This is a genomic window from Paenibacillus sp. FSL H8-0104, from assembly GCF_038050215.1.
Lineage (GTDB): Bacteria > Bacillota > Bacilli > Paenibacillales > Paenibacillaceae > Paenibacillus > Paenibacillus amylolyticus.
Genome location: NZ_JBBOTC010000001.1, coordinates 2,014,526 through 2,039,779, shown reverse-complemented (window position 1 = coordinate 2,039,779; position 25,254 = coordinate 2,014,526). Strand labels below are relative to the sequence as shown.

At 45.9% G+C, this 25,254-nt stretch carries 23 protein-coding genes; 5 read left to right on the top strand and 18 right to left on the bottom strand.

Annotation, left to right across the window (positions count from 1 at the left end):
- The first annotated feature begins 12 nt into the window (after positions 1–12).
- A complete protein-coding gene (locus tag NST38_RS09310) occupies positions 13–930 on the top strand; it encodes a serine hydrolase domain-containing protein (protein WP_076252418.1) in 918 nt (305 codons plus the stop codon).
- 101 nt (positions 931–1,031) lie between these two features.
- On the opposite strand, the gene NST38_RS09305 is transcribed toward NST38_RS09310, so the two are convergent.
- The 16 genes from NST38_RS09305 to NST38_RS09230 all read right to left on the bottom strand — a co-directional run bounded on the left by NST38_RS09305 (position 1,032) and on the right by NST38_RS09230 (position 19,385).
- A complete protein-coding gene (locus NST38_RS09305; RefSeq protein WP_036610032.1) occupies positions 1,032–1,286 on the bottom strand; it encodes an AbrB/MazE/SpoVT family DNA-binding domain-containing protein in 255 nt (84 codons plus the stop codon).
- A 167-nt stretch (positions 1,287–1,453) separates the two neighbouring features.
- Positions 1,454–1,921, bottom strand: coding sequence for a tRNA (uridine(34)/cytosine(34)/5-carboxymethylaminomethyluridine(34)-2'-O)-methyltransferase TrmL (trmL, locus tag NST38_RS09300; RefSeq protein WP_017689589.1), 468 nt, complete (start codon positions 1,919–1,921; stop codon positions 1,454–1,456).
- Positions 1,922–2,018: 97 nt separating this feature from the next.
- Positions 2,019–3,107: a 3-phosphoserine/phosphohydroxythreonine transaminase gene (gene serC, locus NST38_RS09295; RefSeq protein WP_076252731.1), complete on the bottom strand. Its 1,089-nt coding sequence runs from the start codon at positions 3,105–3,107 to the stop codon at positions 2,019–2,021.
- A 397-nt stretch (positions 3,108–3,504) separates the two neighbouring features.
- Positions 3,505–4,929 (bottom strand): type I glutamate--ammonia ligase, encoded by a 1,425-nt coding sequence (gene glnA, locus NST38_RS09290; protein ID WP_036669830.1) that lies wholly within the window; start codon positions 4,927–4,929, stop codon positions 3,505–3,507.
- A 413-nt stretch (positions 4,930–5,342) separates the two neighbouring features.
- The gene (aroF, locus tag NST38_RS09285; protein ID WP_036610039.1) at positions 5,343–6,407 is read right to left on the bottom strand and encodes a 3-deoxy-7-phosphoheptulonate synthase; all 1,065 of its coding nucleotides are present in this window, start codon (positions 6,405–6,407) and stop codon (positions 5,343–5,345) included.
- Between the two features lie 286 nt (positions 6,408–6,693).
- Positions 6,694–7,647: a 4-hydroxy-3-methylbut-2-enyl diphosphate reductase gene (locus NST38_RS09280; RefSeq protein ID WP_036669829.1), complete on the bottom strand. Its 954-nt coding sequence runs from the start codon at positions 7,645–7,647 to the stop codon at positions 6,694–6,696.
- 67 nt (positions 7,648–7,714) lie between these two features.
- Positions 7,715–9,175, bottom strand: a complete 1,461-nt coding sequence (locus NST38_RS09275; protein WP_036610045.1) for a sensor histidine kinase — start codon at positions 9,173–9,175, stop codon at positions 7,715–7,717.
- A gap of 1 nt (position 9,176) precedes the next feature.
- Positions 9,177–9,866 (bottom strand): response regulator transcription factor, encoded by a 690-nt coding sequence (locus tag NST38_RS09270; protein ID WP_036610048.1) that lies wholly within the window; start codon positions 9,864–9,866, stop codon positions 9,177–9,179.
- Between the two features lie 175 nt (positions 9,867–10,041).
- Positions 10,042–11,706 carry a S1C family serine protease gene (locus NST38_RS09265; RefSeq protein WP_036610051.1) on the bottom strand — a complete coding sequence of 555 codons (1,665 nt, stop codon included), beginning with the start codon at positions 11,704–11,706 and terminating at the stop codon, positions 10,042–10,044.
- A 148-nt stretch (positions 11,707–11,854) separates the two neighbouring features.
- Positions 11,855–12,517 (bottom strand): response regulator, encoded by a 663-nt coding sequence (locus NST38_RS09260; RefSeq protein ID WP_017689597.1) that lies wholly within the window; start codon positions 12,515–12,517, stop codon positions 11,855–11,857.
- A gap of 18 nt (positions 12,518–12,535) precedes the next feature.
- Positions 12,536–13,561: a HAMP domain-containing sensor histidine kinase gene (locus NST38_RS09255; protein ID WP_076252420.1), complete on the bottom strand. Its 1,026-nt coding sequence runs from the start codon at positions 13,559–13,561 to the stop codon at positions 12,536–12,538.
- A 3-nt stretch (positions 13,562–13,564) separates the two neighbouring features.
- Complete coding sequence (liaF, locus tag NST38_RS09250; protein WP_036610055.1) at positions 13,565–14,593, bottom strand: cell wall-active antibiotics response protein LiaF; 1,029 nt, start codon at positions 14,591–14,593, stop codon at positions 13,565–13,567.
- A 198-nt stretch (positions 14,594–14,791) separates the two neighbouring features.
- On the bottom strand, positions 14,792–15,007 hold the full coding sequence (locus NST38_RS09245; RefSeq protein ID WP_036610057.1) for a hypothetical protein: 216 nt from the start codon (positions 15,005–15,007) through the stop codon (positions 14,792–14,794).
- Between the two features lie 112 nt (positions 15,008–15,119).
- On the bottom strand, positions 15,120–15,659 hold the full coding sequence (locus NST38_RS09240; RefSeq protein ID WP_081595013.1) for a 3D domain-containing protein: 540 nt from the start codon (positions 15,657–15,659) through the stop codon (positions 15,120–15,122).
- Positions 15,660–16,087: 428 nt separating this feature from the next.
- Positions 16,088–18,025: a threonine--tRNA ligase gene (gene thrS, locus NST38_RS09235; protein ID WP_036610058.1), complete on the bottom strand. Its 1,938-nt coding sequence runs from the start codon at positions 18,023–18,025 to the stop codon at positions 16,088–16,090.
- Positions 18,026–18,440: 415 nt separating this feature from the next.
- Positions 18,441–19,385, bottom strand: a complete 945-nt coding sequence (locus tag NST38_RS09230) for a putative sporulation protein YtxC (protein WP_124113713.1) — start codon at positions 19,383–19,385, stop codon at positions 18,441–18,443.
- A gap of 180 nt (positions 19,386–19,565) precedes the next feature.
- Here NST38_RS09230 and NST38_RS09225 point away from each other — a divergent pair, with 180 nt between their 5' ends.
- The 4 genes from NST38_RS09225 to NST38_RS09210 all read left to right on the top strand — a co-directional run bounded on the left by NST38_RS09225 (position 19,566) and on the right by NST38_RS09210 (position 23,021).
- On the top strand, positions 19,566–19,970 hold the full coding sequence (locus NST38_RS09225) for a hypothetical protein (protein WP_051447154.1): 405 nt from the start codon (positions 19,566–19,568) through the stop codon (positions 19,968–19,970).
- 294 nt (positions 19,971–20,264) lie between these two features.
- Complete coding sequence (locus NST38_RS09220; protein ID WP_036610059.1) at positions 20,265–20,759, top strand: cation:proton antiporter regulatory subunit; 495 nt, start codon at positions 20,265–20,267, stop codon at positions 20,757–20,759.
- Positions 20,760–20,763: 4 nt separating this feature from the next.
- A complete protein-coding gene (locus NST38_RS09215; protein ID WP_036610060.1) occupies positions 20,764–22,002 on the top strand; it encodes a cation:proton antiporter in 1,239 nt (412 codons plus the stop codon).
- Positions 22,003–22,115: 113 nt separating this feature from the next.
- A complete protein-coding gene (locus NST38_RS09210; protein ID WP_341343917.1) occupies positions 22,116–23,021 on the top strand; it encodes a YitT family protein in 906 nt (301 codons plus the stop codon).
- Positions 23,022–23,106: 85 nt separating this feature from the next.
- Here the strand turns inward: NST38_RS09210 and NST38_RS09205 are convergent, their stop codons facing one another.
- Both NST38_RS09205 and NST38_RS09200 read right to left on the bottom strand, forming a co-directional pair.
- On the bottom strand, positions 23,107–24,120 hold the full coding sequence (locus NST38_RS09205) for a zinc-binding alcohol dehydrogenase family protein (RefSeq protein WP_076252422.1): 1,014 nt from the start codon (positions 24,118–24,120) through the stop codon (positions 23,107–23,109).
- Complete coding sequence (locus NST38_RS09200; protein ID WP_036610063.1) at positions 24,117–25,094, bottom strand: aldo/keto reductase; 978 nt, start codon at positions 25,092–25,094, stop codon at positions 24,117–24,119. The genes NST38_RS09205 and NST38_RS09200 overlap by 4 nt, the downstream gene beginning before the upstream one ends.
- Between the last annotated feature and the right edge of the window lie 160 nt (positions 25,095–25,254).

The window sequence follows — 25,254 nt, the reverse complement described above, 5'->3', positions numbered from 1 at the left end:
AGGGAGGTTAATATGTCTGAGCAACTCAAAGGTTTCATTCATACGATTACGGAGCAACAATTGAATGTTTTTTCCATTCGTATATTACAAAAAGGGCATCTGCTTGCCCATTGGGACCGGGATAAGGATCAGCGCAGGGTACAACATTCCATCAGTAAATCCTTCACATGTATGGCCGTTGGTCTTGCTCTTGAAGAAGGTCTGATACATCTGGATGCGACACTTGGTGATTATTTCTCTTATGATCATGCATCCGTTGCACAACGCAATCTCCCATCGCCGCAAGAATTGAGACTGCGTGATCTTCTCCGAATGACTTCGGGTCATGACTCTCCCCCTCTTTGGGCTGATGAACGAGCTTCATTGACCGAAAAGGACTGGGCGAAATATTATATGTCTCTGCCTCTGGACAGGGTACCTGGAGAACAATTTACATATAGCAGCGGGGATACATTTATGATCTCAGCCATGCTACAGGCTGCTACCGGCCAAACCGTGAAAGATTACCTGACTCCACGGTTATTTGATCCGCTTGGCATCCATGATGTAGAGTGGGAAACCTCTCCACTCGGCGTAACGCTTGGCTGTGCAGGTCTTTGGATAAGCAATGAGGAACTGAGTCGATTTGGACAGTTACTGTTGCAGGAGGGCTTTTGGGAAGGCAGACAGATTGTACCTGCGGATTGGATTCGACAGGCTACGTCCCAGCAGATCGAAACGACTGGAGACGGAGATTGGGGAAAAGGTTACGGGTATCAGTTCTGGATGTGTTCTCATGACGCTTACCGCGCCGATGGTGCCTATGGTCAGTTGTGTATCATAATTCCCTCAAAGGAAGCTGTCATATGTATTAATAGTGAGGAAGAAAATATGCAAAGCATCCTGAATGCCGTGTGGAATGAGGTTTTACCCCTTTACACCCAGCGTTAGTATACGTATTTTATCTTTTTTTCAAATTGCAATTATGCCATTCAATTGAGAATAAAACAAAAAAAACGCCACGGGGTCAATGGACCCCATGACGTTATTTCTTATCCGTGTTGTGGAAGCTGAGTCATTTCATCTAAACATTGTGCGCATATGTAACGCTCTTTGAACTCGTTGACTTCCTCGATGGATCCGCAGAAAATACATTTTGGACGATATCTCTCCAAGATAATATGGTCCCCTTGTACTAAGATTTCTACAGGATCTCCCTCATTCATTTGATACCTTTTACGCAAAGATTTAGGCAATACGATCCTACCTAATTGGTCAACTTTGCGAACTACTCCAGCTGGCTTCATAGCTACGGCACACCTCTCCTATCTTACTCTAAATTTCTAGGTACATTTGTACTATGTTTATAGATTCGCCAAGATTTTGTCGAATCCTGCTGGAAATAAACATTTTTTGTCCTTTTTTTTGAAAAATGTTTTTTTACCGAATTCTAGCCGTCATTTATAACCTCAATTTATCCTTCTAACCCGGGGAAATTGAGCTGGCGTAACGCTTCATATACAATAATTGCTGCCGAATTGGACAGATTTAATGATCTAACGTCACCAGTCATTGGCATTTTCATGCATGTATCGGGATTCGCAGCAATTAATTCAGGTGGCAGGCCTTTAGTCTCTTTACCAAAAACGAGGAAATCCCCATCCTGAAAATTAAAATCACTATATCGGTTCTTGGCCTTCGTAGTTGCATAGAAGAAACGACCTTCCGGATATTTTTCCTGAACCTCAGCAAATGAGTCGTGGTATTCAATATGGACAGCATGCCAGTAATCCAGCCCTGCACGTTTCAATGTAGCATCATCTGTTCGAAATCCAAGTGGACGTACGAGATGCAGATGGGTACCGGTTGCCGCACAAGTACGCGAAATATTGCCTGTGTTCGCCGGAATTTCTGGTTCAACCAGAACGATGTGTAAAGCCATATGTGTTCAATCTCCTTTTCATTTCATGTTGACGACAACCCTCTAATCTTAAAGAAAAGCCCTCCACACGTCAATGTGGAAGGCTCCCTATACTTAATTATCCATTTGTCTTCTGGAAGTGGCTCATGAAGTCTGTCAGTGCCTTAACACTTTCATAAGGAGCAGCATTATAAATGGAGGCACGGAGACCACCCACACTGCGATGTCCTTTCAGACCTACAAATCCTTCTTCCTCCGAAGCCTTGATGAACTTTTTCTCCAGTTCTTCAGAAGCAAGACGGAAGGTTACATTCATGAGGGAACGATCTTCTTGTTCAACACAACCACGGTAGAAATCACCGGAAGCATCAATTGTGTTATAAAGCAATTCCGCTTTTTTCGTATTTTTTTGCTCAATACCAGCCAGTCCGCCCTGTTCTTCAATCCATTTCAATACTTCATTCACCATATATACCGAGAAGGATGGCGGCGTATTGTACAGGGAGTTGTTATCTACATGTGTGCTGTAACGAAGCATGGTTGGAATCGTTTTAGGCGATTCGCTCACCAGTTCCTCACGAGCAATTACAACCGTAATTCCGGATGGACCCAGGTTCTTCTGTGCACCCGCGTAGATCATGCCGAACTGATTAAGATCAAATGGTTTACAGAAAATATCACTCGACATGTCCGCAATCAGAGGTACTGAACCGGTATCCGGGAACGACTTGAATTGCGTACCTTCAATCGTTTCGTTCGAAGTCAGATGCACATAAGCCGTACGTTCTGGCAAACTCAGATTCGAAACATCCGGCAATTTCATAAATTTCTCTGCTTCCGAAGATGCAGCAACATGTGTCTCGCCGATCAACTTCGCCTCAGACAGAGCCTTCTTCGCCCAGCTGCCAGTCATCACGTAACTTGCAGTCTGCCCTGCGCCGAGCAGGTTCATTGGCAACATCGCGAACTGAGTGCTTGCACCGCCCTGCAGAAAGAGAACCTTGTATCCTTTTGGACTGCCTAGAAGCGACAACAACCGCTCCTGAGCTTCATTATGTACAGACTCATACACCGCTCCACGGTGAGACATCTCCATAATCGACATGCCTGTATTACGAAAATCTACAAATTCCGCCTGTGCACGCTCCAGTACCTCAAGTGGTAACGCCGCAGGTCCTGCATTAAAGTTATACGCTCTTTTTGTCACAAAATCCCCCGCCCTTTCCATCCGTAACTCTGACATCCAAACAGCATTTTGCACAATTCGATTAGAATCGCTCACGGGTATAAGAGTTGGACAGGAAGAAGCATCCTGATCCAACCAACGTATAGACAAATTGAAACATTTTGATCTATATCTTACTTATTGAAAGACGCTCTATGGATTTGTGCAAAATGCACTCAAAGTGAATATTATCGCTATGATATCAGTATTCTCTATCTGCTTCAAGGGCAATATGCACTGAAGTGTTGAATTCAGGTTATCAAATTCCTTTATCACCCTGCAAAGTTAAAGCACTACATTGTTTAATTTAAGGAAAAGCCTCCGAGAGCGTGTCCCGGAGGCTTTAAGTTGGAACAAGAACTGTTCCGACCTCGACAGATTAGCAGTCGAAGTAAAGGCTGTACTCGTGCGGATGAATGCGGATCGCTACTGCTTTCGCTTCATCACGTTTGAGGTTGATGTAGTTATCAAGGAAGTCTTTTGTGAATACGCCGCCTTCAGTCAAGAACTCGTTGTCAGCTGCCAGAGCATCAAGTGCTTCTTCCAGGGAAGCTGGCACACTGCGGATGTTTTCTTTATCTGCATCAGACAGGTCATAGATGTTTTTATCGAGAGGACCATATCCAAGCTCAGTTGGGTTGATTTTACGTTTGATTCCATCCAGACCAGCCATCAACATTGCGGAGAATGCCAAGTATGGGTTAGCTGTGGAGTCTGGTGTACGGAACTCGATACGACAACCTTTTGGTGTCACAGCTGCAACCGGAATACGAACTGCTGCGGAACGGTTACCTTTGGAGTAAACCAAGTTAACTGGTGCTTCGTAACCAGGTACGAGACGTTTGAACGAGTTCGTACTAGGGTTAGTCAAAGCGATCAGTGCCGGAGCATGGTACAGGATACCTCCGATGTAGTGCAGAGCCATTTCACTCAGGTTAGCATATCCCGCTTTGTCATAGAACAATGGGGAATCGCCATCAAAGATGGATTGGTGAACGTGCATTCCGCTACCATTATCACCGAACAATGGTTTTGGCATGAATGTTGCTACTTTGCCATATTGACGTGCAGTGTTGTGCACGATGTATTTGTATGCAAGCAGGTTATCTGCTGTTTTCTTCAGTGTATCAAAACGGAAGTTGATTTCGGCTTGACCCGCTGTCGCCACTTCATGGTGATGACGCTCGATTGACAGGCCAGCTTCTTCCAAAAGGCGACACATTTCGCTACGAATATCTTGTTGTGTATCCACTGGTGCTACTGGAACATATCCGCCTTTAGTACGAACTTTGAAGCCCAGGTTTCCGCCTTCTTCCTGACGGTTGGTATTCCAAGAAGCTTCTTCGGAATCTACGAAGTAGGAAGAGCTGTTCGTGCCGCTCTCATAACGAACATCGTCGAAGATGAAGAACTCGGATTCAGGTGCGAAGAATGCTGTTGTACCTACGCCGCTTTCTTGCAGGAAAGCTTCTGCTTTAACAGCGATGCTGCGTGGGTCACGCTCATAACGCTCGCCATCCGGAGTGAAGATATCACACATAACATTCAATGTAGGGTGTGCAGTGAACGGATCGACATAAGTCGCTTCAGGGTCTGGCATCATAACCATATCGGACTCTTCAATTCCGCGGAAACCTTGGATAGAAGAACCGTCAAAAGCTACTCCATTTACGAACGTGTCTGCATCAACAGCCGAAGCTGGCAACGAGATGTGATGTGCACGACCAGCTAAATCTACAAAACGAAAATCTACCCACTCGATGTTGTTCTCTTGAATTGATTTCAATACGTTTTCAACCGACATGTATTCGTCCTCCCAAATATTCCGAACATTAAACAACCCCACTAAGAAAATGTCTAAATTCGAATTTTTTTCTGTCGTCATTATAAATTTTAAAACATGACATCGTCAATACTTATGTAAGGTATTTTTTGAAGGGATGTTAGATATACTCACACTTTATAAATAACATAAATTCATATAACAACTAGTTTTATATACATTTAACTGGTTTAATGCGGTAAAGCGCCCTCTATTTTAACCTAAATCATGGGAAAAACTTCACATCATAAATGTTTCTTATCACTATTGATTAATAAATACGTTCAAAACTGCAAAATATGCAAAAAACCGAGCATCTATCTGATTCCGTTACAATGAACGAGATCAGAGGAGATGCCCGGATGATGATCCAGACCTTGACTATGAAATTCTTATTACACGCCTACACGTGCCGGGAAAAATTCTGCCGGTTGTTTGGCTGTGCTGAATGATTTACCCACGATTGGTGCCAATTTCTCCAGATCCTGCAACAGGTTAGCGAATTGGTCAGGGAACAAGGATTGCACACCATCTCCTGTCATGGAGTTATCCGGATCGGTATGCATTTCAATGATCAGGCCATTGGCACCCGCAGCAACGGAAGCTTTTGTCATCGGTTCCACCAGTTCACGTCGTCCAGTACCATGGCTCGGGTCAGAAATAACCGGCAAATGGCTCAGAGACTGCAGAACAGGGATCGCTGACAGATCCAACGTATTCCGTGTGTAGGATTCAAACGTACGAATACCACGTTCACACAGCATAACATTTGGGTTACCACCCGCAAGAATGTATTCAGCCGCATTCAACAATTCATCGTATGTCGCACTGAAACCACGTTTCAACAATACGGGTTTACCACACTCGCCCAATTTGCGGAGCAGGTCAAAGTTCTGCATGTTACGTGTACCTACTTGCAGAATATCTGCGTACTCGGCGCAAATATCCACATACTCAGGTGTCATGACTTCAGTAATGGTCAGCAGGTCATGTTTCTTGCCTGCTTCCGCCATCATGATCAATCCCTCTACACCCGTTCCCTGGAAGCTGTAAGGACCCGTACGAGGCTTAAATGCTCCCCCACGTAACACTTGCCCACCAGCAGCTTTCACAAGCCCGGCAATCTCATCAATCTGTGCAGCGGATTCAACCGCACATGGTCCGCCCATGACAACAAGTTCTTTTCCGCCGATATCTACACCTTTGATGGAGATCACCGTATCTTCCGGATGGAAGTCACGACTTGCCAATTTGTAAGACTTCGAGATTTTAACGACATTCTCGACACCTTTCATTTGGCGAAGATGCTCTTGCATTTTAGGTTCAACTTTACCAATCAAACCAATGATAGTACGATCCTCTCCGCGAGAGATATGCACCTGAAGCCCTTCTTTTTCAATAACTGCAACGATATCCTGAATCTGTTCCTCCGGTGTAGCTTTGCCTGCAATAACGATCATATTAATTCCCATCCTTCCTTGTATGAGAGCACAATAATTTCCTTAACGTGCGTCTGATTAAATATAAAAATTCTGTCGTGCTTAAACGCTTGTTCGCTTTTAAGCTTTTATCCGTTAAAGTGAATATACCATAGTTATCTGATTGCGTCAAGGTACACATTCCTTATCCATATACAAAAAAAGAATCCTGCTCCACAGGCTCCGACATTCGGATCTGCATAACAGGATTCTTCTCATTCACATCTCGTTTTTAATTCACATACACTTAGACTTACTTTTACATTTCCTAAGGTGTACGTGTTTTTTCTCTAACTGGAGGCAACAGTTTGCTCATGTTCACGGTACGTTTGATCTCCCACGTCTCCGGCTTGTCATGTTCATACTGTTCCAGGTAAAGGATGACTTCTTTCGTGATCGGTGTTGGTGTTGATGCACCCGAAGTAACCGCCACCTTATTTACACCTTTCAGCCATTCTTGCTGAATCTCGGAAACATCAGATACACGGTAGGCCGTAACACCCGCAATCTCCTCCGACACTTGTGCCAGACGGTTAGAGTTATTGCTGCGAGGATCACCCACCACGATAACCAGGTCCGACTGACCTGCCTGTTCCGCAACAGCTTCCTGACGAACCTGAGTTGCAAGGCAAATCTCATTATGAATCTCTGCGCCCGGAAACTTCTCCAGCAGACGGCTCATAATGTGCTTGATATCCCACTGGCTCATCGTTGTCTGATTTGTAATAAGGATTTTGCCTGGAGATACGTTCAGCTCTTCGATCTCTTCTTCCTTCTCGATCAGATGAACGAGATCTGGTGCAACACCAACGGCACCTTCTGGTTCAGGGTGATTCTTTTTGCCGATATAGATGATCTGATAACCTTCTGCCGTCTTCTCCCGAATGAGATCATGGGTCTTGGTGACATCAGGGCATGTTGCATCCACTGTTGTCAATCCTTTGTCCCGTGCCAACTTGCGCACTTCAGGAGATACACCGTGAGCTGTGAAAATAATCGTGCCACTCTCCACTTGGCTCAAAATATCCATCCGGTTCGGACCATCCAATGTAATAATACCTTCATCTTCAAAGGAATCCGTCACATGTTGGTTATGCACAATCATACCCAATATATAAATAGGTCGTGGTAAATCCAGATTGCGTGCCGCTTGACGCGCGAGCACCATCGCATCCACAACGCCGTAACAATATCCCCGCGGCGAAATTCGTAGTACTTCCACTTGGTTGCCACCCGCTTTCTTTCTCGGCAACGTTGCCGATGTAATTGCAGTCCTGTCTATTATACCTTTATTCGATAGGCGGAGCAAAGACAACCGGCAACCAGATAATAAAGGTGGTTCCTTCTCCACGTCTGGTCACAACCTCAACCGATCCATGGTGTTCCTCAATAATCCACTTCGCAATCGAAAGTCCCAGACCTATGCCCGGTGTAGCCCCGCGGGATTCATCTGCCCGATAAAAACGATCAAAGATGAACGGCACTTCGTCCCGATCCATCCCAATACCGGTGTCGCTAATGCGTAGTCCCACCTGGCCCTTGTATAATACGGCATCCAGCGTCACAGAGCCTTCAGGTGTGTATTTAAACGCATTTTCGATGAAAATAAACAGCATCTGTTGCAGATAGTCCTTGCTACCATTCACATAAATGCCGTTCAGGATGGAAAAATCTCCTGGAAGCCAGTCTGCCTGACGATCCAGAAATTGTGCTCTGCGTGCTACTTCCTGTACGAGTATCTGCAGCGGGATCGGATTCAGTTCAATTTTCTGACCCGTATCCGCTCTCGCCAGCGATAACATGTCGCTGATCAGCCTGCTCATACGTTTTCCCTCGTCCGCCATATCTTCAATGGCTTCCAGCGACATTTGTTTGACAGTCTCCTCATCCAGATTCGGTCGGTCGCTTCCTTCCTGATCCCACAGCTTCTTCAAGAAGTCTACGTTCCCGCGAATGGTGGTCAGCGGCGTACGCAGTTCATGCGATGCATCGGATACAAAGCGGCGCTGGGCAGCATTCGTTTCCTCCAAACCACGGAATGACAATTCTGTACGTTCAAGCATATTATTCACCGTTTCAATCAGACGCCCGATCTCATCCTTCGGCCCAGCATATTGAATACGTACACTTAAGTCATCTCCAGATTGAATCTGATTGGCGGCATCAATGACAGTCACGAGCGGACGCATCGACTTGCGAGCCAAGACGAGACCTGAGGTAATAGCCAATGCCATCGCTACCAGCCAGCCAAAAACCAAAATATTAAGCAACGCTTCCAGCAAGCGCTCCTGTGAACTTACATTGGCACCAACCTGAAGAATCCCACGTACTTCATTGGTTCCCTGAAGAGAAAGGGGAAGCTGATTCACCAGAAACGGTGTACCATCCACATAGATCTTGGATATGCCTCGCTTTTCAAGAATTTCATTGGCTTTTAATACCGGAAACTGAATCTCCAGTTTTTTCATATTGCCGGAAATTATGCCTGAGCGACTCTGATAATCCCAGAGTTGAATGTAAATTTGTGCCTCCTGAAGCTGGCTCTCTGTAAATGGGTCCAGATCCAACGACTGCGAAAGAGGATTTACACCAATTTGATCCGTAATCCGGGCACTTTTCACCTTTAATTGCTGTTCGACTTCCTGATAGGAATTAAAATAAACAAAGGCATAGATGACAACGCCCCAAAAAATAAGCACGGCGGCCAGAATACCAGAATACCATGCGGTTAGTCTTAACCGAATGGACATGTCAGGAGTCACCTCTCAGAATATAACCGGCTCCCCGGATGGTCTGGATTAGACGTTTGCCACCGTATTCTTCAGTCTTCTGTCTGAGCATGGCAATGTATACTTCAAGCACGTTAGACTCACCGCTGTAATCATAACCCCAGATTTTATCCATAATCAGATCACGGGACAGTACCCGTCTTGGATTTTGCATGAACAGATTCAACAGTTCAAATTCTTTGGCAGTCAGCTCCAGACGCTGCCCATCTCGCAATACTTCACGTGAGTCATTGTCCAAAATGATATCTTCATACATTAAGCGGTTGTCCGGCGTACCCGCACTATCTGACTTGCGGCGCAGCAATGCACGGACACGTGCCAATAATTCTTCCAGCGCAAAAGGTTTTACAAGGTAGTCATCGGCTCCTGTGTCCAGTCCGGTCACCCGGCTCTGTACTTCATCCTTGGCCGTCAGCATCAGCACAGGCACTTTACTGCCTGCTTCTCTCAATCTGCGACATACCTCAAATCCGTCAATCTGCGGCATCATCACATCCAGCACAACGATGTCCGGCTCCTTGTCCATCAGTTTGCTGAGGCCTTCAGCTCCATTGGAAGCCGTCTGTACCTCATATCCTTCAAAAGCCAGCCCCCGGCGGAGCATGGATACAATTTTTTCGTCATCATCCACAATCAAAATAGTTGAGCGCATGGTGGTCTTTCTCCTTTATCCTAACGTTTTATCCCATTGTAACAGGCAGAAGCACAATCTGCATCTTCAAGTAGGCGTCTCCAATTCGTCCTGGTCCATTGTAACTCTGCTTCATCAGGGCAAAAAAACGGAAGGGCCTTCAAACCCTTCCGTTCTGTCAATCCTTACCTAATATTTATGGTTGCTGCTGTTGTGTATCTGTTGTTTGTGAAGTATCAAAATCATTTTTGTTGCCGATTTTGATTTTCAGATCCATCTTCTTACCATCACGCACCACGTTCAGTGTAACTTCACTACCGATTTCCTGTTTCTTGATAAAATCAATCAGATCTTGACTTGTCGCGTACGGCGTACCATTGGCACCTGTGATGATGTCATATGCACGAAGATCTGCTTGGTAAGCCGGTGATTGGAAGATCGTGCTGGCTACAACTGAACCTTCGGTAACGTCTGTTCCCATTTGTTTAGCAACTTCAGGCGTGAGAGCCATCAGAGACGCACCGATAAAGGGTACTGGCTCTTTGGGAACTTCTTTGTTCTCTTTAAGATATTTAACGGCTTCAGAGATGACGCTCGACGGGATTGCAAAACCAATTCCCTGTGCATCTGCGCTTACTGCAACGTTCATTCCGATAACTTCCCCATTCAGGTTAAGCAACGGACCACCGGAGTTACCCGGATTAATCGAAGCATCTGTTTGCAGCAAATGGCTGTACTCACGTGTTTTTCCTGTTTCTTCATCTGGAATGCTGATCGTACGTTCTTTGGCACTCAGTACACCTGCTGTAACCGTGTGTTCGAATCCTTCAGGGTTACCAATAGCTACAAGCCATTCACCGACTTGAGTACTGTTGGAATCACCCAGTGGAGCTACAGGGAACGCATCGTCACCACTATTTTTCTCAATTTTCAATACAGCCAAATCCAGATCAAAGCTGCTTCCCAGCAATTTAGCCTCATAAGGCTTGCTGTTGTTCTCCAGGGTTACCTGGATTACATCTGCACCCTGAACAACGTGTTGGTTCGTCAGGATATATCCTTCTTTGTCAAAAATGAACCCGGAACCAATGCCCATAGGCACAAGCTGATTACCGCTTTGTGGTTGCTGGCTTTGGCCTTGATTGCCTTCCGTTCCGCCCCCATTACCAAAGAAGTATTGGTACAGCGGATCACTTGTATTTGATCCACCCTGACCCAATCCTGTACGTGAGGACTGCTTCGCGAGTGTTTCGATTTTGACGACAGCCGGACTTGTACTTGTTACTACGGAAGACACATCTTCTTTGCCTGTTGGCAGTAACGACGCTGTGACATTGTTGCCTCCGCCTGTGTTTGTGGACGCTTCCTGTCCTGAACTTTGATTGTCTGTGTTCGTAAGTGCCGTCTCCGGTGTGAACATGTTTGTTCTATCAGCTGTGTACATGAGAACGGTGATGACCAGCATCCCGGCAATAAAGGAAAATAGAAGTGATCTTACGGAAGAACGTGGCTTGCGGTTATTATAGTTCCAGTTGCCTTTGCCGCCATTCCCTTGATCTCCACCGTTACCTGAGCCGTTTCCGCCGCCTGCTGATGATCTTTTCGCTTGTTCGGATGGTTCACTATTATAGTAAGTAGGTACGGGTCTCACCGGATCAGGTTTTGTAATCTCTACATTTCCTTCTTCACGCTGATTAGTGCTTCCCATGTGATTTGCTGTATCTTCCTGATTCACGGACTGAAAAGGTCCATAAGAATAATAATAGGAGGATTCGTCCGTTCCGGAAGAATTGCGATTCTCCGTTTGTTTGGTTTCGTTTTCCTCGTCTTGACGGTTCGATCTATAGTTGCGTTCGTCCATGCCTCTCTACCTCCCAATCTCTTATTCGCAAGAGATATTCTTTAACTGTCCTTATTTTGTACTTTAAACCTTAACCGTACCTTAAAAACAATTAAAAAGGAGATAAAAGCACATAAGAATAGACTCTTTTCCCCGTCACGACAGCATTTTACCCTTTCGTTTTCACCCATCCCTGACGATGCGCATAGATGGCCAACTGTGTACGATCGTCCATCTCACATTTCATCAGCAGGTTACTTACATGTGTTTTGACGGTTTTGATACTGATATGTAATTCTTCTCCGATATCTTTGTTGGTCTTTCCCTCTGCAATAAGCAGCAGCACTTCCTTCTCCCGTTCAGTCAGTCCCGATTCACTCTCTCTCGCTGTACGTTGTCTGATTCCCCGGGTTAACGCCTGCGAAACATCACCTGTCATAACAGGCATGCCTCTATATGCCCCTTGCAGAGCATAGATCAGTTCTTCAGCAGAGACTGTCTTCAGTACATAACTTACCGCACCCGCTTCAATCGCTTGTACAACCAGATCATCCTCCAGGAAACTGGTGAGCATCACAATTTTCATCCCTGGAAATTCAGTCATGATGGCTTTTGTTGCTTCAGCGCCATTCATTACAGGCATCATCAGATCCATCAGAATCAGGTCCGGCATTTCACTATCATTTAACTTACGTAACTGATCAAGCGCATCCTGCCCATGGCCCGCTTCTCCCATCACATGAAAAGTAGGTTCCAGCATCAGATATGTTTTCAAGCCCATGCGCACCATATCATGGTCATCCACAATCATCACGTTTACTTTACCACTCATTGCGTCTCCCCCTCTGGTTCACTCAGGAACGTTCGGGAATTTCGGGATCAATACCCGCACCGTCGTTCCCGCTCCCGGTTTCGATATAATCTGAACTTGCCCCCCAAGCTTCTCCGCCCGTTCACGCATGGTAGATAACCCGTATGAACCCGGACGCTCCGCTTGCTGTAAAAATCCCTGACCATCATCGCTGATGCTCATACTGATCTGATGTTCACTCTCCCGTATGGACAGACTAACCACTCCAGCCTCTGCATGCTTCACAACATTGGCAACCGCCTCCTGAATAACAAGAAACAGCTGGTGCTCAATGGCATCCGAGATTCCGCCATCCAGTTCCAGCTCTTTCACACCTTTAAGACCATTCTGCCTGCAATAATCAGGAAACCAACTATCCAGTGCTGCGGTGAGGTCACGCCCTTCCAGCTCCACCGGTCGAAGTTGGGCAATAAGTCCTCGCATCTGACGCTGTGCAATATGCGACATCTGGATTAACTGGTCCAGTACTTTACCGCCATGTTCCGGATTCATCTCCAGCAGTCGCGGTAAGGACGAAGCCGACATATGCATGGCAAACAGCTGCTGGCTAACCGTGTCATGGAGGTCCCTTGCCATTCGTTTGCGCTCTTCAAGCACAGCCCGCTCCGAGGCTTGCTCCTTCTCAATGACTTCCTGCTCACCGAGGCGCTGAAGCAGTCTCATCTTTTTCTCAATCGAATCCATCATGACATTGAACTCCTGATAGACACGACCAAACGAAGCGTCATCCGCTTCAGGCATGCGCACCGCCAGATTACCCTTGGATACTTTCAACATGTTGAGATCAAGCAGGTCGATCTTGCGTTGGAGTCGTAATGCAGCGATATATCCGGTTATAGCGGTGGCCAGCACAACAACGGCAACATAGGTCCATGCCCGCTGACGACCAGCCCCCATCAACACCTCTCCATACAATAGATAGAATCCGCCCAGTGTAATCAGACCAGTTAGCGCAAAATACATCATCAGTTCCCATTTATTGGCCTTGAGAATTGTTCGAATCATGCATTAACCCACCTTATTCACTTTGACGTCTCCGATAAACACACTTACAATAATCCGTACCTTTTTGCTTGCTTCATGGTAATGGGCAGTTTCAGCCTGGGCACTACTCAGGAATCCGCCGCGTTTCTGATTCAACAGTGACATATCTCCAATGAAGGAATTTGTCGTCACCGTCACACCCAGATCCATATCTTCCGGAACAAATACTTTCACATCCCCAATAAATGAAGAAATGACAATCTTCGTCTCCCCATAAGGAATCTGTGCCTTCGTCAAATCAATTACAGTATCTCCGATAAAAGCCGAGATGTTCATTGGTTTCAACGAGAACACTTCCTGCCCCATGTACAGATCACCGATGAACGCCGATTTATTAATGGTATTGCCACTGCCATAATCCCCATAACCATTTCCGTAGCCATCATCATAATGTTCTCCGTATCCGGTATCGTTAGAGTTATACGATTGATGTTTCTTCTTATATTGATGCCCTTGTGATGATGAATCCGTTGATCCTGTGAAGTGAGGGCCATGTGCATCGTTTTTCTGTTCCTGTTTTGGTTTGCCAAATGTTTTCTCGAACTGTTCGTCAAACGATGACGGCATCTCCAGATCCTCCGGAGCCAACGGTTTATAAGGTTGCTCAGGTGCTGGAGGTGGCTGCATCTTGTCATGATGTTTCCGATCACGACGTCGTGGCCCGATCAGTACGAACAATCCTCCGCCAATCAGCATAACCGGGATCAGATAACGAATGAACTCCCCCATGGAGTAATCAATCCATCCCAGGTTACGGGCAAGAAAGTAACCACCAATTGCCAGTACAATTACCGGTCCTATAAAGGCGTAACCCCCGTTGCGACGAATCTCGGAGATTCCTTTGACCCCCCACCAGATTAGAAATAACGGCCAATATGTTCTGAAAATATATCCTACATCAATGTCATATCCCAATTGTCTGAACAAGATCATCGCACCAATAGCAATAAGAGGTATGCCAACCCACCAGCGGTCACGCGTCGATCGTTTCATCGCTCATGTCTCCTTTGTCTGTATTATGTAATCAGTGTAACTCAGACAAGACAATGAGAACAGCGGCGGCAGGTGGAATTCATCTCGGTCTTGAGACTGAGATGGGAGGATATTAATGTAAAAAACTTCGCATATGTAAAACACCCCGGAGCTGCAGCTCCAGGGTGCTGAATCTTCATTTGATTAATGAATCTTCAATTATTTTTTGTATTTCGATGCTTTGCCTTGACCTTGGCCAGTTTGGCCTGTGTTTTCTACACCGAACTCGGCATTGTATTTTTCATCAGGTGTTTGGAAATTATCTTGTACTTTGTTTTGAGCGGATTGCTTCACTTTTGCTGCTGCATTCTCTTCTCCAAACTCTGCATTGTACTTCTCGTTTGGCGTTTGGTACCCTTGTGATTTTTTAGCCACAACGAATCACCTCTCTCTTCATATTTACGATGCATTGCTACACCGCGGGGTTCGTCCCCAGTCAGTATTATGTGAAGAGAGCACTTCAGTTATTCATGTTCAACATGTGAAATTAAATGGCCTTGTCCAACCACGAATCAGGTACAGATTTGTACACATCGATTGCATCGGCCAACTCGCTGAGCATCTTTTCTGTGCATTTCCCAGCTCCTTGCCTGATCACCTGTACCTCCACATCCTTTTTGCCCCACTCTTTGTACACTTGCTTGGTTGTCGGGAAATACAGATCGATTTTATTACCTTTGATCGCTGAACCCGTATCTGCAACAATTCCGTAACCATAGCCTGGAATGTACAGAATGGAACCCATTGGGAACAATTTTGGATCAGCTGCAATCGTGGAAACTGTTTCTTTATCACGACGTACTTTGACACCGGAATACGTAATTCCGTATTGAGGATGTTTGGGTCCTTTTCCTGTAGACTCAACACCTGCCGTATATCCCGTTGCTGTAACCTTTTGTGTACCCAGGATTTGTTCTGAACGCGGAGCAAGCACAGGCATAGACGGATCTGCCACTTGTTTCTCTGGAAGCTCAGGTCTTGGAATGACCATTGGTTGTGGTGACCACAATAAAGCCATATACACCATGGTCGTCAACTGAGCCTCATCGCTGTATTGATGGCTAACCTGTTCCGGAAATTCTTGATCAGACTTGCTCGAAGTTTCAATAATTGGACCTTCAATGCCGCTGCTCTGACTCTCGACATGCAGTACTGTACTTTCCTCTTCAAATGTATAGGCATCCGCCTGATTCAGGTTGATCATCATCCCGGCGAATATTACACAGCCAACCAATAAACCCCGTATATGTTCCTTTTGAATTGAGAATTGCTTTTTCATTGTATAACCTCCCCCTCACTGCAAAGGTTTTCCAAAAAGCAATTAATCTATACTTTTTACTGCAAACACTACGAAAAAACGCCTGAATAACATAGGTCAATCCCATGTTATTCAGACGTTATTCAGAGTGATCAGCGCAACTTATGCACTGGTTATCTGATAGATCATTTGTTCATTTATACCAAACGTGTTGCAATTTCTTCTTTCAATTGAGCGATAATTTCATCGACCGGTTTCATGCCCAGATCGCCTTCTCCACGCTTACGCACGGATACGGCTTCTGCATTACGCTCATTCTCACCAACAACAAACATATAAGGCATTTTCTCAAGCTGCGCCTCACGGATTTTATATCCAAGCTTCTCGTTCCGCAGATCGGCTTCAGCAGAGATTCCCGCACGTTTCAGTTTCGCTTCCACTTCACGCGCATAATCGTCGAAGTTTCCGGATACCGGGATCACTTTTGCCTGTACCGGAGACAACCACAATGGGAAAGCTCCTGCAAAGTTCTCCAGCAAGAATGCTGTGAAACGTTCCATTGTACTAATTACACCGCGGTGAATAACGACTGGACGATGTTTCTGTCCGTCATCGCCCACATATTCAAGTTCAAAGCGCTCAGGCAACAGGAAGTCCAGTTGAACCGTAGACAATGTCTCTTCTTTGCCCAGAGCTGTTTTGATCTGTACATCCAGCTTCGGACCGTAGAACGCCGCTTCACCTTCAGCTTCATAGAATGGAAGGTCAAGTTCTTCCACAACTTCACGCAGCATGCGTTGGGACATCTCCCACATCTCGTCGTTCTGGAAGTATTTCTCGGTATCCTGCGGATCACGATAGGACAGACGGAAACGGTATTCGTTAATACCGAAATCCTTATAGACTGTTTGAATCAACTCGATAACACGAGCGAACTCTTCTTTGATCTGATCCGGCCGTGCAAAAATGTGTGAGTCGTTCAGTGTCATTGCACGTACACGATGCAGACCTGTTAATGCCCCCGACATTTCATAACGGTGCATCATACCAAGCTCTGCAATACGGATTGGCAGATCACGGTAGCTGTGCATGCTGGACTTGTACACCATCATATGGTGAGGACAGTTCATTGGACGGAGAACAAGTTCCTCGTTATCCATTACCATTTTCGGGAACATATCTTCCTGGTAGTGCTCCCAGTGTCCAGATGTTTTATACAATTCCACGTTACCCAGAACTGGTGTGTATACATGCTGGTATCCCAGGCTTTCTTCCAGATCCACAATATAACGCTCCAGAGTACGGCGCAGCTTCGCACCGTTAGGCAACCAGATTGGCAAGCCTTGACCGACCAGTTGGGAGAATGTGAACATTTCCAGCTCTTTACCCAACTTACGGTGATCCCGTTTTTTAGCTTCTTCGAGGAAGTGCAAATGCTCGTCCAGCTGTGCTTTTTTCACAAAAGCCGTACCATAGATACGTTGAAGCATTTTGTTTTTGCTATCTCCACGCCAGTAAGCACCCGCGACATTCATCAGTTTGAACACTTTGATTTTGCTAGTTGATGGTACGTGAGGGCCACGACACAAGTCGAAGAATTCACCTTGCTCATAAATCGTAATCACGCTGTCTGCTGGCAAATCACGAATCAACTCAAGTTTGTAAGGATCGCCCACTTCTTCGAACGTTTTGATCGCGTCCTCGCGGCTAACTTCCTTACGTACAATTGGCAAGTTCTCATTCACAATACGTTCCATTTCCTTCTCGATCTTTTGCAGATCTTCAGGATTGAGCGCATGTTCAAGGTCCATATCATAGTAGAAACCATCTTCAATGACAGGGCCGATACCGAGGCGTACCTCTTTGTTACCATATAAACGTTTCACTGCTTGAGCCATCAAGTGAGCTGTACTATGACGCATCACTTCAAGTCCTTCTGGTGAATCCAGAGTTACGATCTCCACCAATGCTCCCTCATGAAGTGTTGTGGACAAGTCCACCACGATACCATCCAGCTTGCCGGCTACGGCATTTTTGCGCAATCCGCTGCTAATTGAAGCGGCTACGTCCTCAATGCTACTGCCATCCGCGTACTCACGTACCGAACCATCCGGTAATTTAATGTTCACTGCCATTTGTCTCATTCCTCCTGTTAATGTAACCTTTGTGTCCAGATATTTATGGACTGATTATCTATTGCTATTCCAGTCATTTTGCAAAGGAACGCAAAAAACACCCGTCCCGGCAAAGGGACGAGTGATATATACTCGTGGTTCCACCCTAATTCAGCTGATTCATCCATATTCGGAAATACAGCCCTCATTGGCATGACGATAACGGGCATGACCCGGCAGATCCTTACTCGCGGATAATCCCCAATAAAGGCGATATTCTAACTCCACTTTCAAAATTGCAGCTACAAAGGGGTAAACCATACGGGATATCCGGAGGAAATTTCAGCCTTGGTTCCTCTCTCTGCACCGATCTTGCGTGTGGTTGTTGTCTTTGTCAACGCTTTTGGTTCAATGGTTCACATGAAAAATTCATGGATCAACAGTTATTATAATTGCCGAGATCACTTGCGTCAAGACCTGTCAACAATCCTGAGCGCAGCACTTCGCATTCCGGGCAATGATGACATATTTGCACTTTGTCTTCAAAGATCTGGCATATGGTCGAGATGATTGGCAGATCCGGGGTGCGTGTATGGAGCATGACCTTCTCAGGAGAGATTGAGATGAGTGTACTTACAATCATATCTTCAATATCCATCTCCAGTTCAAGACCCGGCATTTCCACAACGACCTGTTCATCCTTTTGCACGGGTAACAGATTAAGTCCAGCATCCAGGACCTGAAATTCATGCATTCCCTTGTGTACAAGATGAACCAGAGGTACTTTGGCTTCTTGAAAAAACACAAAATATTTTAACAACCCCATAAACTCTTCATACTGCCGATCCATCCAGAACTCATCCAGCGCATACTCCACTAATTCCTGAAGCTCCTGCTTATATGGCCGTATGCGGAAGTTGATAATGCCTTCAAGGTGAAAAAAGTGAACATCCTCTAGGTCCTGCCGTAGTCCACTGGCTAACGTAGTACGACGGCGCTCTCGAAGTCCGGGCTGATCCAGATCACCATTTAATAGAAGTGGCATGCAGATTCGATTGACCTTTTCCACCTCATGCTCATCCATGACAGAACACGCCTTGGCGATCATATCCTCCACCATGCTCCGTTCTTGTGTCTCCATAATGAAGTCGGCGAGTCCAAGGGAGAGCAGATCACTGATCCGGGGAAGCCATTGCTGGAAGTCTTCGTGATTCTCATTCCCTCTGCACACCCAGGTTGCTCTTCCATCATTATGTTTGAAGGTGAGCCGAAATCCTCTTTTACTTATATGTAAACCTTTGGTTTTTTCCTTGACACAACGATAAAATTGATCCGCTTCCTCTTGCCCCGATACATCGGTCCATACAGCAAACAGTTCCACAAGAATCACTCCTTTCCTTCCTGTTCAAAGTATATGGCAAGGCCGATGGGGATATACGAAGCGGATTGATGGAAAGCGTGTCATGATTTCTCAGTATATTATAAAGAGGTTTGGAGTTAAGACAAAAATGTGTTATTATTTTAATAACAGTATATTTCACGGGAAAGGAGGGAAGCCAAAATGAGACAACAACCTAGAATACTCCACTACACTATCATTATCATTTTGTGCGTTTTCCAAGCCTTGTGCTTCCCTATTCCGATGCAGTCCGAATCTGCCGTTGGGGTGTCTGTAGAAGCAACTTCCAACAAGGAAGTGCTGTTGCAAATACCCGAATCCCAGCAGAAACCTGTCATTCGCAAATATCCACAAGTTATGTCCAAGCTGATTGCGGTTACGCATAATAAGCCTGTCTTTCTTGTCCTCGCATTGTTATTGATGCTGCGAATCCCTACAACGGGTCTGTCCTTTAAACCGTGGTATTGTCTGTTTAAACGCAGATTATTTCTGCTACCTATTAAGTTTACCAGCATGTATGTATCCCTCACCCCTATAGCACCAAAATACGTGAACGCTCTTCACTAGCCGTTACGACGTATTTACAGGTTGCTTTTGCATGAAGACACCTCTGTAATTTAAGACGGTGCGCTTGTGCATAACTTATAACCCTTTTAGCACACGTTAGATAAACCCATGTTTATGACAGTACCTATTTTTGTTGTACCCACACCGACAAATTCAAATCATATGGCTGTGTCAGGAATTTCTGGCTCTGTTTACCCGCATCTTTTGATGTTCCCTTGAGCAGCAGATTAATCATTTTCGGGAAATAAGCCTGTCTTCTATGGCCAGCCCCTAATTATAAGGAGGCAACAATCCATGGATGTACGCGAAACAGACTTGCCGGGAATCGGCAAAAAATTTCAGATTGAAACAAGCAGCGGTGATAAAATTGTCATAATTATTCACGATGACGGTCGCCGGGAAATGTACCACTTCGAGTATGATGATCCCGATCAAAGCATCTCGATGATCACACTTGACGATTACGAAGCACGACAGATTGCTGCTATTGTTGGCGGATTAACTTACAAACCAAAACAGCTTGAAAATATTGAAGTAACGTTTGACGACCTGATTATCGAGTGGTACAAAATCGAACCATCCTTCGGAAGTATCGGTAAATCCATCGGTGAATTGGACGTACGTCAAAACTCTGGGGCAACGGTTATCGCCGTTGTAGAGAAAAATCACAAAAAACATATCAGCCCAGGTCCGGAGGTAGTTATCAGTGCAGAATCCACGGTGGTAGCCGTTGGCGAACGCAATCAGCAGAAACTGTTTAAATCCCTCCTCCTGACTGGAAGGGGGTAAATAGATGGATCATTTGATATTCGAAGTAGGTCTGGCCCTTGTGCTCATTGCAGCAGCCGGCCTTTTATCGGCAAAACTAAGATTTTCGGTCGTTCCATTTTATATTCTGATCGGGATGGCCGTTGGGCCACATGCCATGAAAATCTGGCATCTGGACTTCCGTTTTATTGAGAGTCAGCCTTTTATTGAATTTATGGGTCGGATCGGTATCCTGTTCCTTCTCTTCTACCTTGGACTTGAATTCTCGGTAGGTCGTTTAATTAAATCGGGTCGCTCCATTGCAGTAGGCGGCTCGATCTACATCGGCATTAACTTTACGCTGGGATTAATATTCGGTTTTGTGTCCGGTTTCCCAGTTGCAGAAGCACTTATTATCGCAGGTATAACTACCATCTCTTCCAGTGCCATTGTGGCCAAGGTACTCGTCGATTTGAAACGAACGGCCAATCCGGAAACAGAGATGATATTGGGTATTATTATGTTCGAAGATGTATTCCTCGCTGTATATATCTCGATCTTGTCCGGACTTGTGCTTAGTGATTCATCCTCCATCGGAGGCGTCATCATGTCCGCACTTATTGCCCTCGGATTCATGCTTATCGTGATTATCCTTGGACGCAAAGCAACACCGCTACTAAACAAATTGCTTAAAATTCGATCGAATGAGCTATTCTCTCTCGTTGTATTTGGAGCCTTGTTCCTGGTAGCTGGTTTCTCTGAAACCATTCATGTTGCCGAAGCGATTGGTGCATTACTGGTTGGTCTGGTGCTTGCTGAAACAGAGCACGCAAAACGGATTGAGCACTTGATTCTACCGTTCCGTGACTTCTTCGGAGCCATCTTCTTCTTCAGCTTTGGATTGTCCATTGATCCGTTGTCCTTGGGTGGCGATGCCGTATGGTTAGCTCTGATTGCAGTTGTTATTACATTGTTCGGTAACTTCCTAGCGGGTATGCTGGCCGGGCGCAGTGCAGGACTATCACCCAAAGCATCGGCGAATATTGGATTAACCATTGTGTCACGGGGTGAGTTTTCCATCATCTTGGCCAACATGGGTAAAGCCGGGGGACTGTTGCCAATGATTCAACCGTTTGCCGCGCTGTATGTCCTAATTCTGGCCATTCTGGGTCCTTTATTAACCAAAGAGTCCAAACATGTATTCCGTTTATTGGATAAAATATTCAAGTTCAAAGATCCTCGGAAAAAGAAAGAAGAACCAAAGGTTCTGCAGAAAGAAGGATAATCCCTATGTCTGTACAGAACAGACATACTAACGTACTTCGCGGCTCTTACGCCGATCTTTCTGTGACTAACCCAGGGAGAATGGCTCGAAAGCCGCACTAAGGAGGATGACCTATGAAAGCACCTCTGATATCGGCTAATCCGGTGCCAAACACCGCCAAGACCAGGATATCGTCTACCCGCCGCTGGTTAAACCTGTTTCTCGTTATTGCGGGCGGAATTCTGGCCTCCGTGGGACTCGAATTGTTCTTACACCCCAATAAGATTATTATTGGAGGCATTACAGGTATTTCCTCACTCTTCGCCCACTGGACCGAAATGAGGATTGGTTTGTTCCTATTTTTATTCAATGTGCCGTTTATATTTCTGTCTTACAAGATTGTGCAGAAGAAATTTGTACTGGTTACTGTTCTAGGTCTGGTTGTCTTTTCGATCGGTGCCATTGTGCTTCATCCCATGCCGCCACTTGTAGAGCATCCGCTGGCTGCTGCCATGTTTGGCGGATTATGCCTCGGACTCGGAATTGGACTCGTCGTGCGGTATGGCGGGACACTGGATACGCTGGAAATCGGTGATCCGTCTTCCCGCCCACCTGAACGTGTGTTTAGCGGAAAACGGATGCTTATCGAAAAAATAATCATGCTTCTTAACTTGTTGATACTGACAGCCGCTGGTTTTGTCTTTGGCTGGGACCAAGCGATGTATTCCGTAATCGCCTACCTTATTGCTTATGAAATGGTGTACATTGCGTTCAGGGGCTTCTCTTCCAAACGCAAAGTATGCATATTGACCACACAAAGCTCTCAAGTTGAAAAAGCTGTACGCAAACGGCTACGCCGTGAACCTGGAATTCTGGAAGCCACTTCTGACTCAACACAACTCGCGATGGCGGAAGGATGGATCAGGCAAATCCCGGGTGCACTTTATTATGAGGTACATGTGCTGGAGATGATCTGGTTGAAGTCCATTGTGCGTCACATTGATCCACATGCGGGTATTGTAACGAATCCGGAAAAATAAAAAAACGCTCTCTTCCCCTATGGATGGACAGTATTGTCCACCAAGGTCAGAGAGCGTTTTTTTCTGTTATTATAATTAATTGATATTATAGTTCAACGATAGCTTTGACTACATGTGAATCTGGCAAAAGCCATTGATCTATTGCAGTAGGTAACTCATCAAATTCCACTCGGTGTGTGATATACCCATCCATGCTTAATTTCTTTTGACGCAAGGTCGACAGGACTTGTTCAAAATCTTCACAGGTTGCGTTTCGACTGCCCAGGATGCTCATCTCCCGCTTGTGAAATTCGGGGTCATGAAAGGTAATATCCGCTTTCACCAGTCCTACAAAAATGAGTTGACCACTATGCGCCACATATTGAATGGCCCCATTCATGGAATTCACGTTACCTGTTGCATCGAAGACAGCTGTAGCATAGTCGCCACCAGTAATTTCAGCTACTTGTTGTACAGCATGTTCATTGGCCTGTACCAGGTCATCCGCTCCAGCCCAAGTCCGGCTAAGCTCCAGCCTGTCCAGATTACGATCAACGGCAATAACACGCGCCCCCGCCTGTTTGGCAAATGCCATCACACCCAATCCAATGGGTCCAGCTCCAATCACAACCACATGCTCACCAGGTTTAATTCCTGCTCTTCTGACAGCATGGGCTCCAATGCTTAATGGTTCTACCATTGCCGTCTCATCCAGTGTCAAACCCTCTGCTGAGAGCAGATGTGAGACAGGCACGTTGATTTTTTCTCTCATGCCTCCGTCTACGTGCACACCCATGACTTGCATGGACGCACAACAATTGGTTTTTCCACTGCGACATGCAATACAGTGACCGCAGTGCAGATACGGAATAATACTTACCTGATCCCCAGGCTGTAACCCAGCCTCGTTCGGACCGATTTCTTCAATAACAGCCGCCAGTTCATGGCCCAGAACACGAGGATAGGTAAAGAATGGCTGGTTGCCTTTGTACGCATGCAGATCCGTTCCACAGATCCCAATCCGCCGAATGGCAACCAACGCCTCTCCTTCTGCTCGTTCCGGTTGAGGCAGGTCCTGGAGCTTTAATTGATCTATTTCTTCACATACAATGGCTCTCATCGTAGTTCCCCCTTGGATGCTTCTGCTGTCGTGTTGCTTGGCTTCGTATTATATTCAGGTCTTCCGCTTGACCATGTCTCGTTATGCAATGGAGCCAGAATGCGCAGCACTTCATCCAGCAGGCTCTGATCCATCGGTTCCTCTATCCAGGCTGCATTATTGAGGATATTGCGCTGGCTGGCACTGCTCACCAGTGTTGTCGGAATTCGTTCATTCGACGTGGAGAATTGCACGGCCAACTTGGTAATGTCACTGCCTTGTTCTGCACAGAAGCGGGCAGCCTTTAGGCAGAGCTCTTTCACCCGATCATCTGCCGGATGCCAGGCAGGAGCCCCTCGGGTACTCAACAAGCCCATAGAAAGAGGCGAAGCATTGACGAGGCCAATTTCTTTTTTTTCCAACAGGGGCAATAACGATAATAATGAGGTATCATTCAATGAATAATGACAATACGAGATGATCGCATCCGCATCGATCTGTGGCAGAACCTTCTCGAACAACGGCAAGGGCAATCCACAAATGCCCGCATGTCGTATAACTCCCTGCTCTTTCAGACGCAGCAACGTTGGAAAGGCTTCTTCTACGATGATCTCTGCTGGCACAAATTCAATATCATGCAGGAACAGAATGTCGATATAGTCTGTATGCAGTCGATCCAGGCTCTCTTGCACGCTATCCAGAATCCGCTGACGTGAAAAATCAAACTCATTTTCCCCATACCGTCCGGCTTTGGTTGATAACATATATGAACTGCGCGGCAAGCTACGGATGGCTTCACCCAACACGGACTCCGCTTTTGTCAGCCCGTAGTAAGGCGAAACGTCTATGTAATTCATCCCCGCATCTACGGCCGCATGTACAGTGCGAATCCCTTCGTCCCGGTCAATGTTACGAAATACAGAACCGAGTGAGGATGCTCCAAAACTCAATACAGGTACGTCCAGTTCCGTCTTGCCAAGTATTCTTCTCTTCATCGGTTTAACCCCTTCCAGCGTGTCTGACTACACAAGTTCCCTTTCATTGTAACAGTTCAATTTCAATATAAAATATCGGCAATTGCGTAACATGTACTGTTTGATGACCTCGAACCGCAGAAAGAAATCAAAAAGCCCGCCGTCTCTCCAAACGGAGTAG

Bases quoted from the DNA above. Each gene is read 5' to 3' on its own strand.
- aroF (WP_036610039.1), bottom strand. From the start codon at position 6,407: ATGATCGTTATTGCAGGCAAAGCTACACCGGAGGAACAGATTCAGGAT.
- NST38_RS09240 (WP_081595013.1), bottom strand. From the start codon at position 15,659: ATGGTGTATATGGCTTTATTGTGGTCACCACAACCAATGGTCATTCCA.
- NST38_RS09200 (WP_036610063.1), bottom strand. From the start codon at position 25,094: ATGAAGAGAAGAATACTTGGCAAGACGGAACTGGACGTACCTGTATTG.
- NST38_RS09275 (WP_036610045.1), bottom strand. From the start codon at position 9,175: ATGTCCATTCGGTTAAGACTAACCGCATGGTATTCTGGTATTCTGGCC.
- NST38_RS09255 (WP_076252420.1), bottom strand. From the start codon at position 13,561: ATGATTCGAACAATTCTCAAGGCCAATAAATGGGAACTGATGATGTAT.
- NST38_RS09265 (WP_036610051.1), bottom strand. From the start codon at position 11,706: ATGGACGAACGCAACTATAGATCGAACCGTCAAGACGAGGAAAACGAA.
- NST38_RS09305 (WP_036610032.1), bottom strand. From the start codon at position 1,286: ATGAAGCCAGCTGGAGTAGTTCGCAAAGTTGACCAATTAGGTAGGATC.
- glnA (WP_036669830.1), bottom strand. From the start codon at position 4,929: ATGTCGGTTGAAAACGTATTGAAATCAATTCAAGAGAACAACATCGAG.
- NST38_RS09210 (WP_341343917.1), top strand. From the start codon at position 22,116: ATGAAAGCACCTCTGATATCGGCTAATCCGGTGCCAAACACCGCCAAG.
- liaF (WP_036610055.1), bottom strand. From the start codon at position 14,593: ATGAAACGATCGACGCGTGACCGCTGGTGGGTTGGCATACCTCTTATT.
- NST38_RS09220 (WP_036610059.1), top strand. From the start codon at position 20,265: ATGGATGTACGCGAAACAGACTTGCCGGGAATCGGCAAAAAATTTCAG.
- NST38_RS09260 (WP_017689597.1), bottom strand. From the start codon at position 12,517: ATGAGTGGTAAAGTAAACGTGATGATTGTGGATGACCATGATATGGTG.
- NST38_RS09215 (WP_036610060.1), top strand. From the start codon at position 20,764: ATGGATCATTTGATATTCGAAGTAGGTCTGGCCCTTGTGCTCATTGCA.
- thrS (WP_036610058.1), bottom strand. From the start codon at position 18,025: ATGGCAGTGAACATTAAATTACCGGATGGTTCGGTACGTGAGTACGCG.
- NST38_RS09270 (WP_036610048.1), bottom strand. From the start codon at position 9,866: ATGCGCTCAACTATTTTGATTGTGGATGATGACGAAAAAATTGTATCC.
- NST38_RS09310 (WP_076252418.1), top strand. From the start codon at position 13: ATGTCTGAGCAACTCAAAGGTTTCATTCATACGATTACGGAGCAACAA.
- trmL (WP_017689589.1), bottom strand. From the start codon at position 1,921: ATGGCTTTACACATCGTTCTGGTTGAACCAGAAATTCCGGCGAACACA.
- NST38_RS09205 (WP_076252422.1), bottom strand. From the start codon at position 24,120: ATGAGAGCCATTGTATGTGAAGAAATAGATCAATTAAAGCTCCAGGAC.
- NST38_RS09225 (WP_051447154.1), top strand. From the start codon at position 19,566: ATGAGACAACAACCTAGAATACTCCACTACACTATCATTATCATTTTG.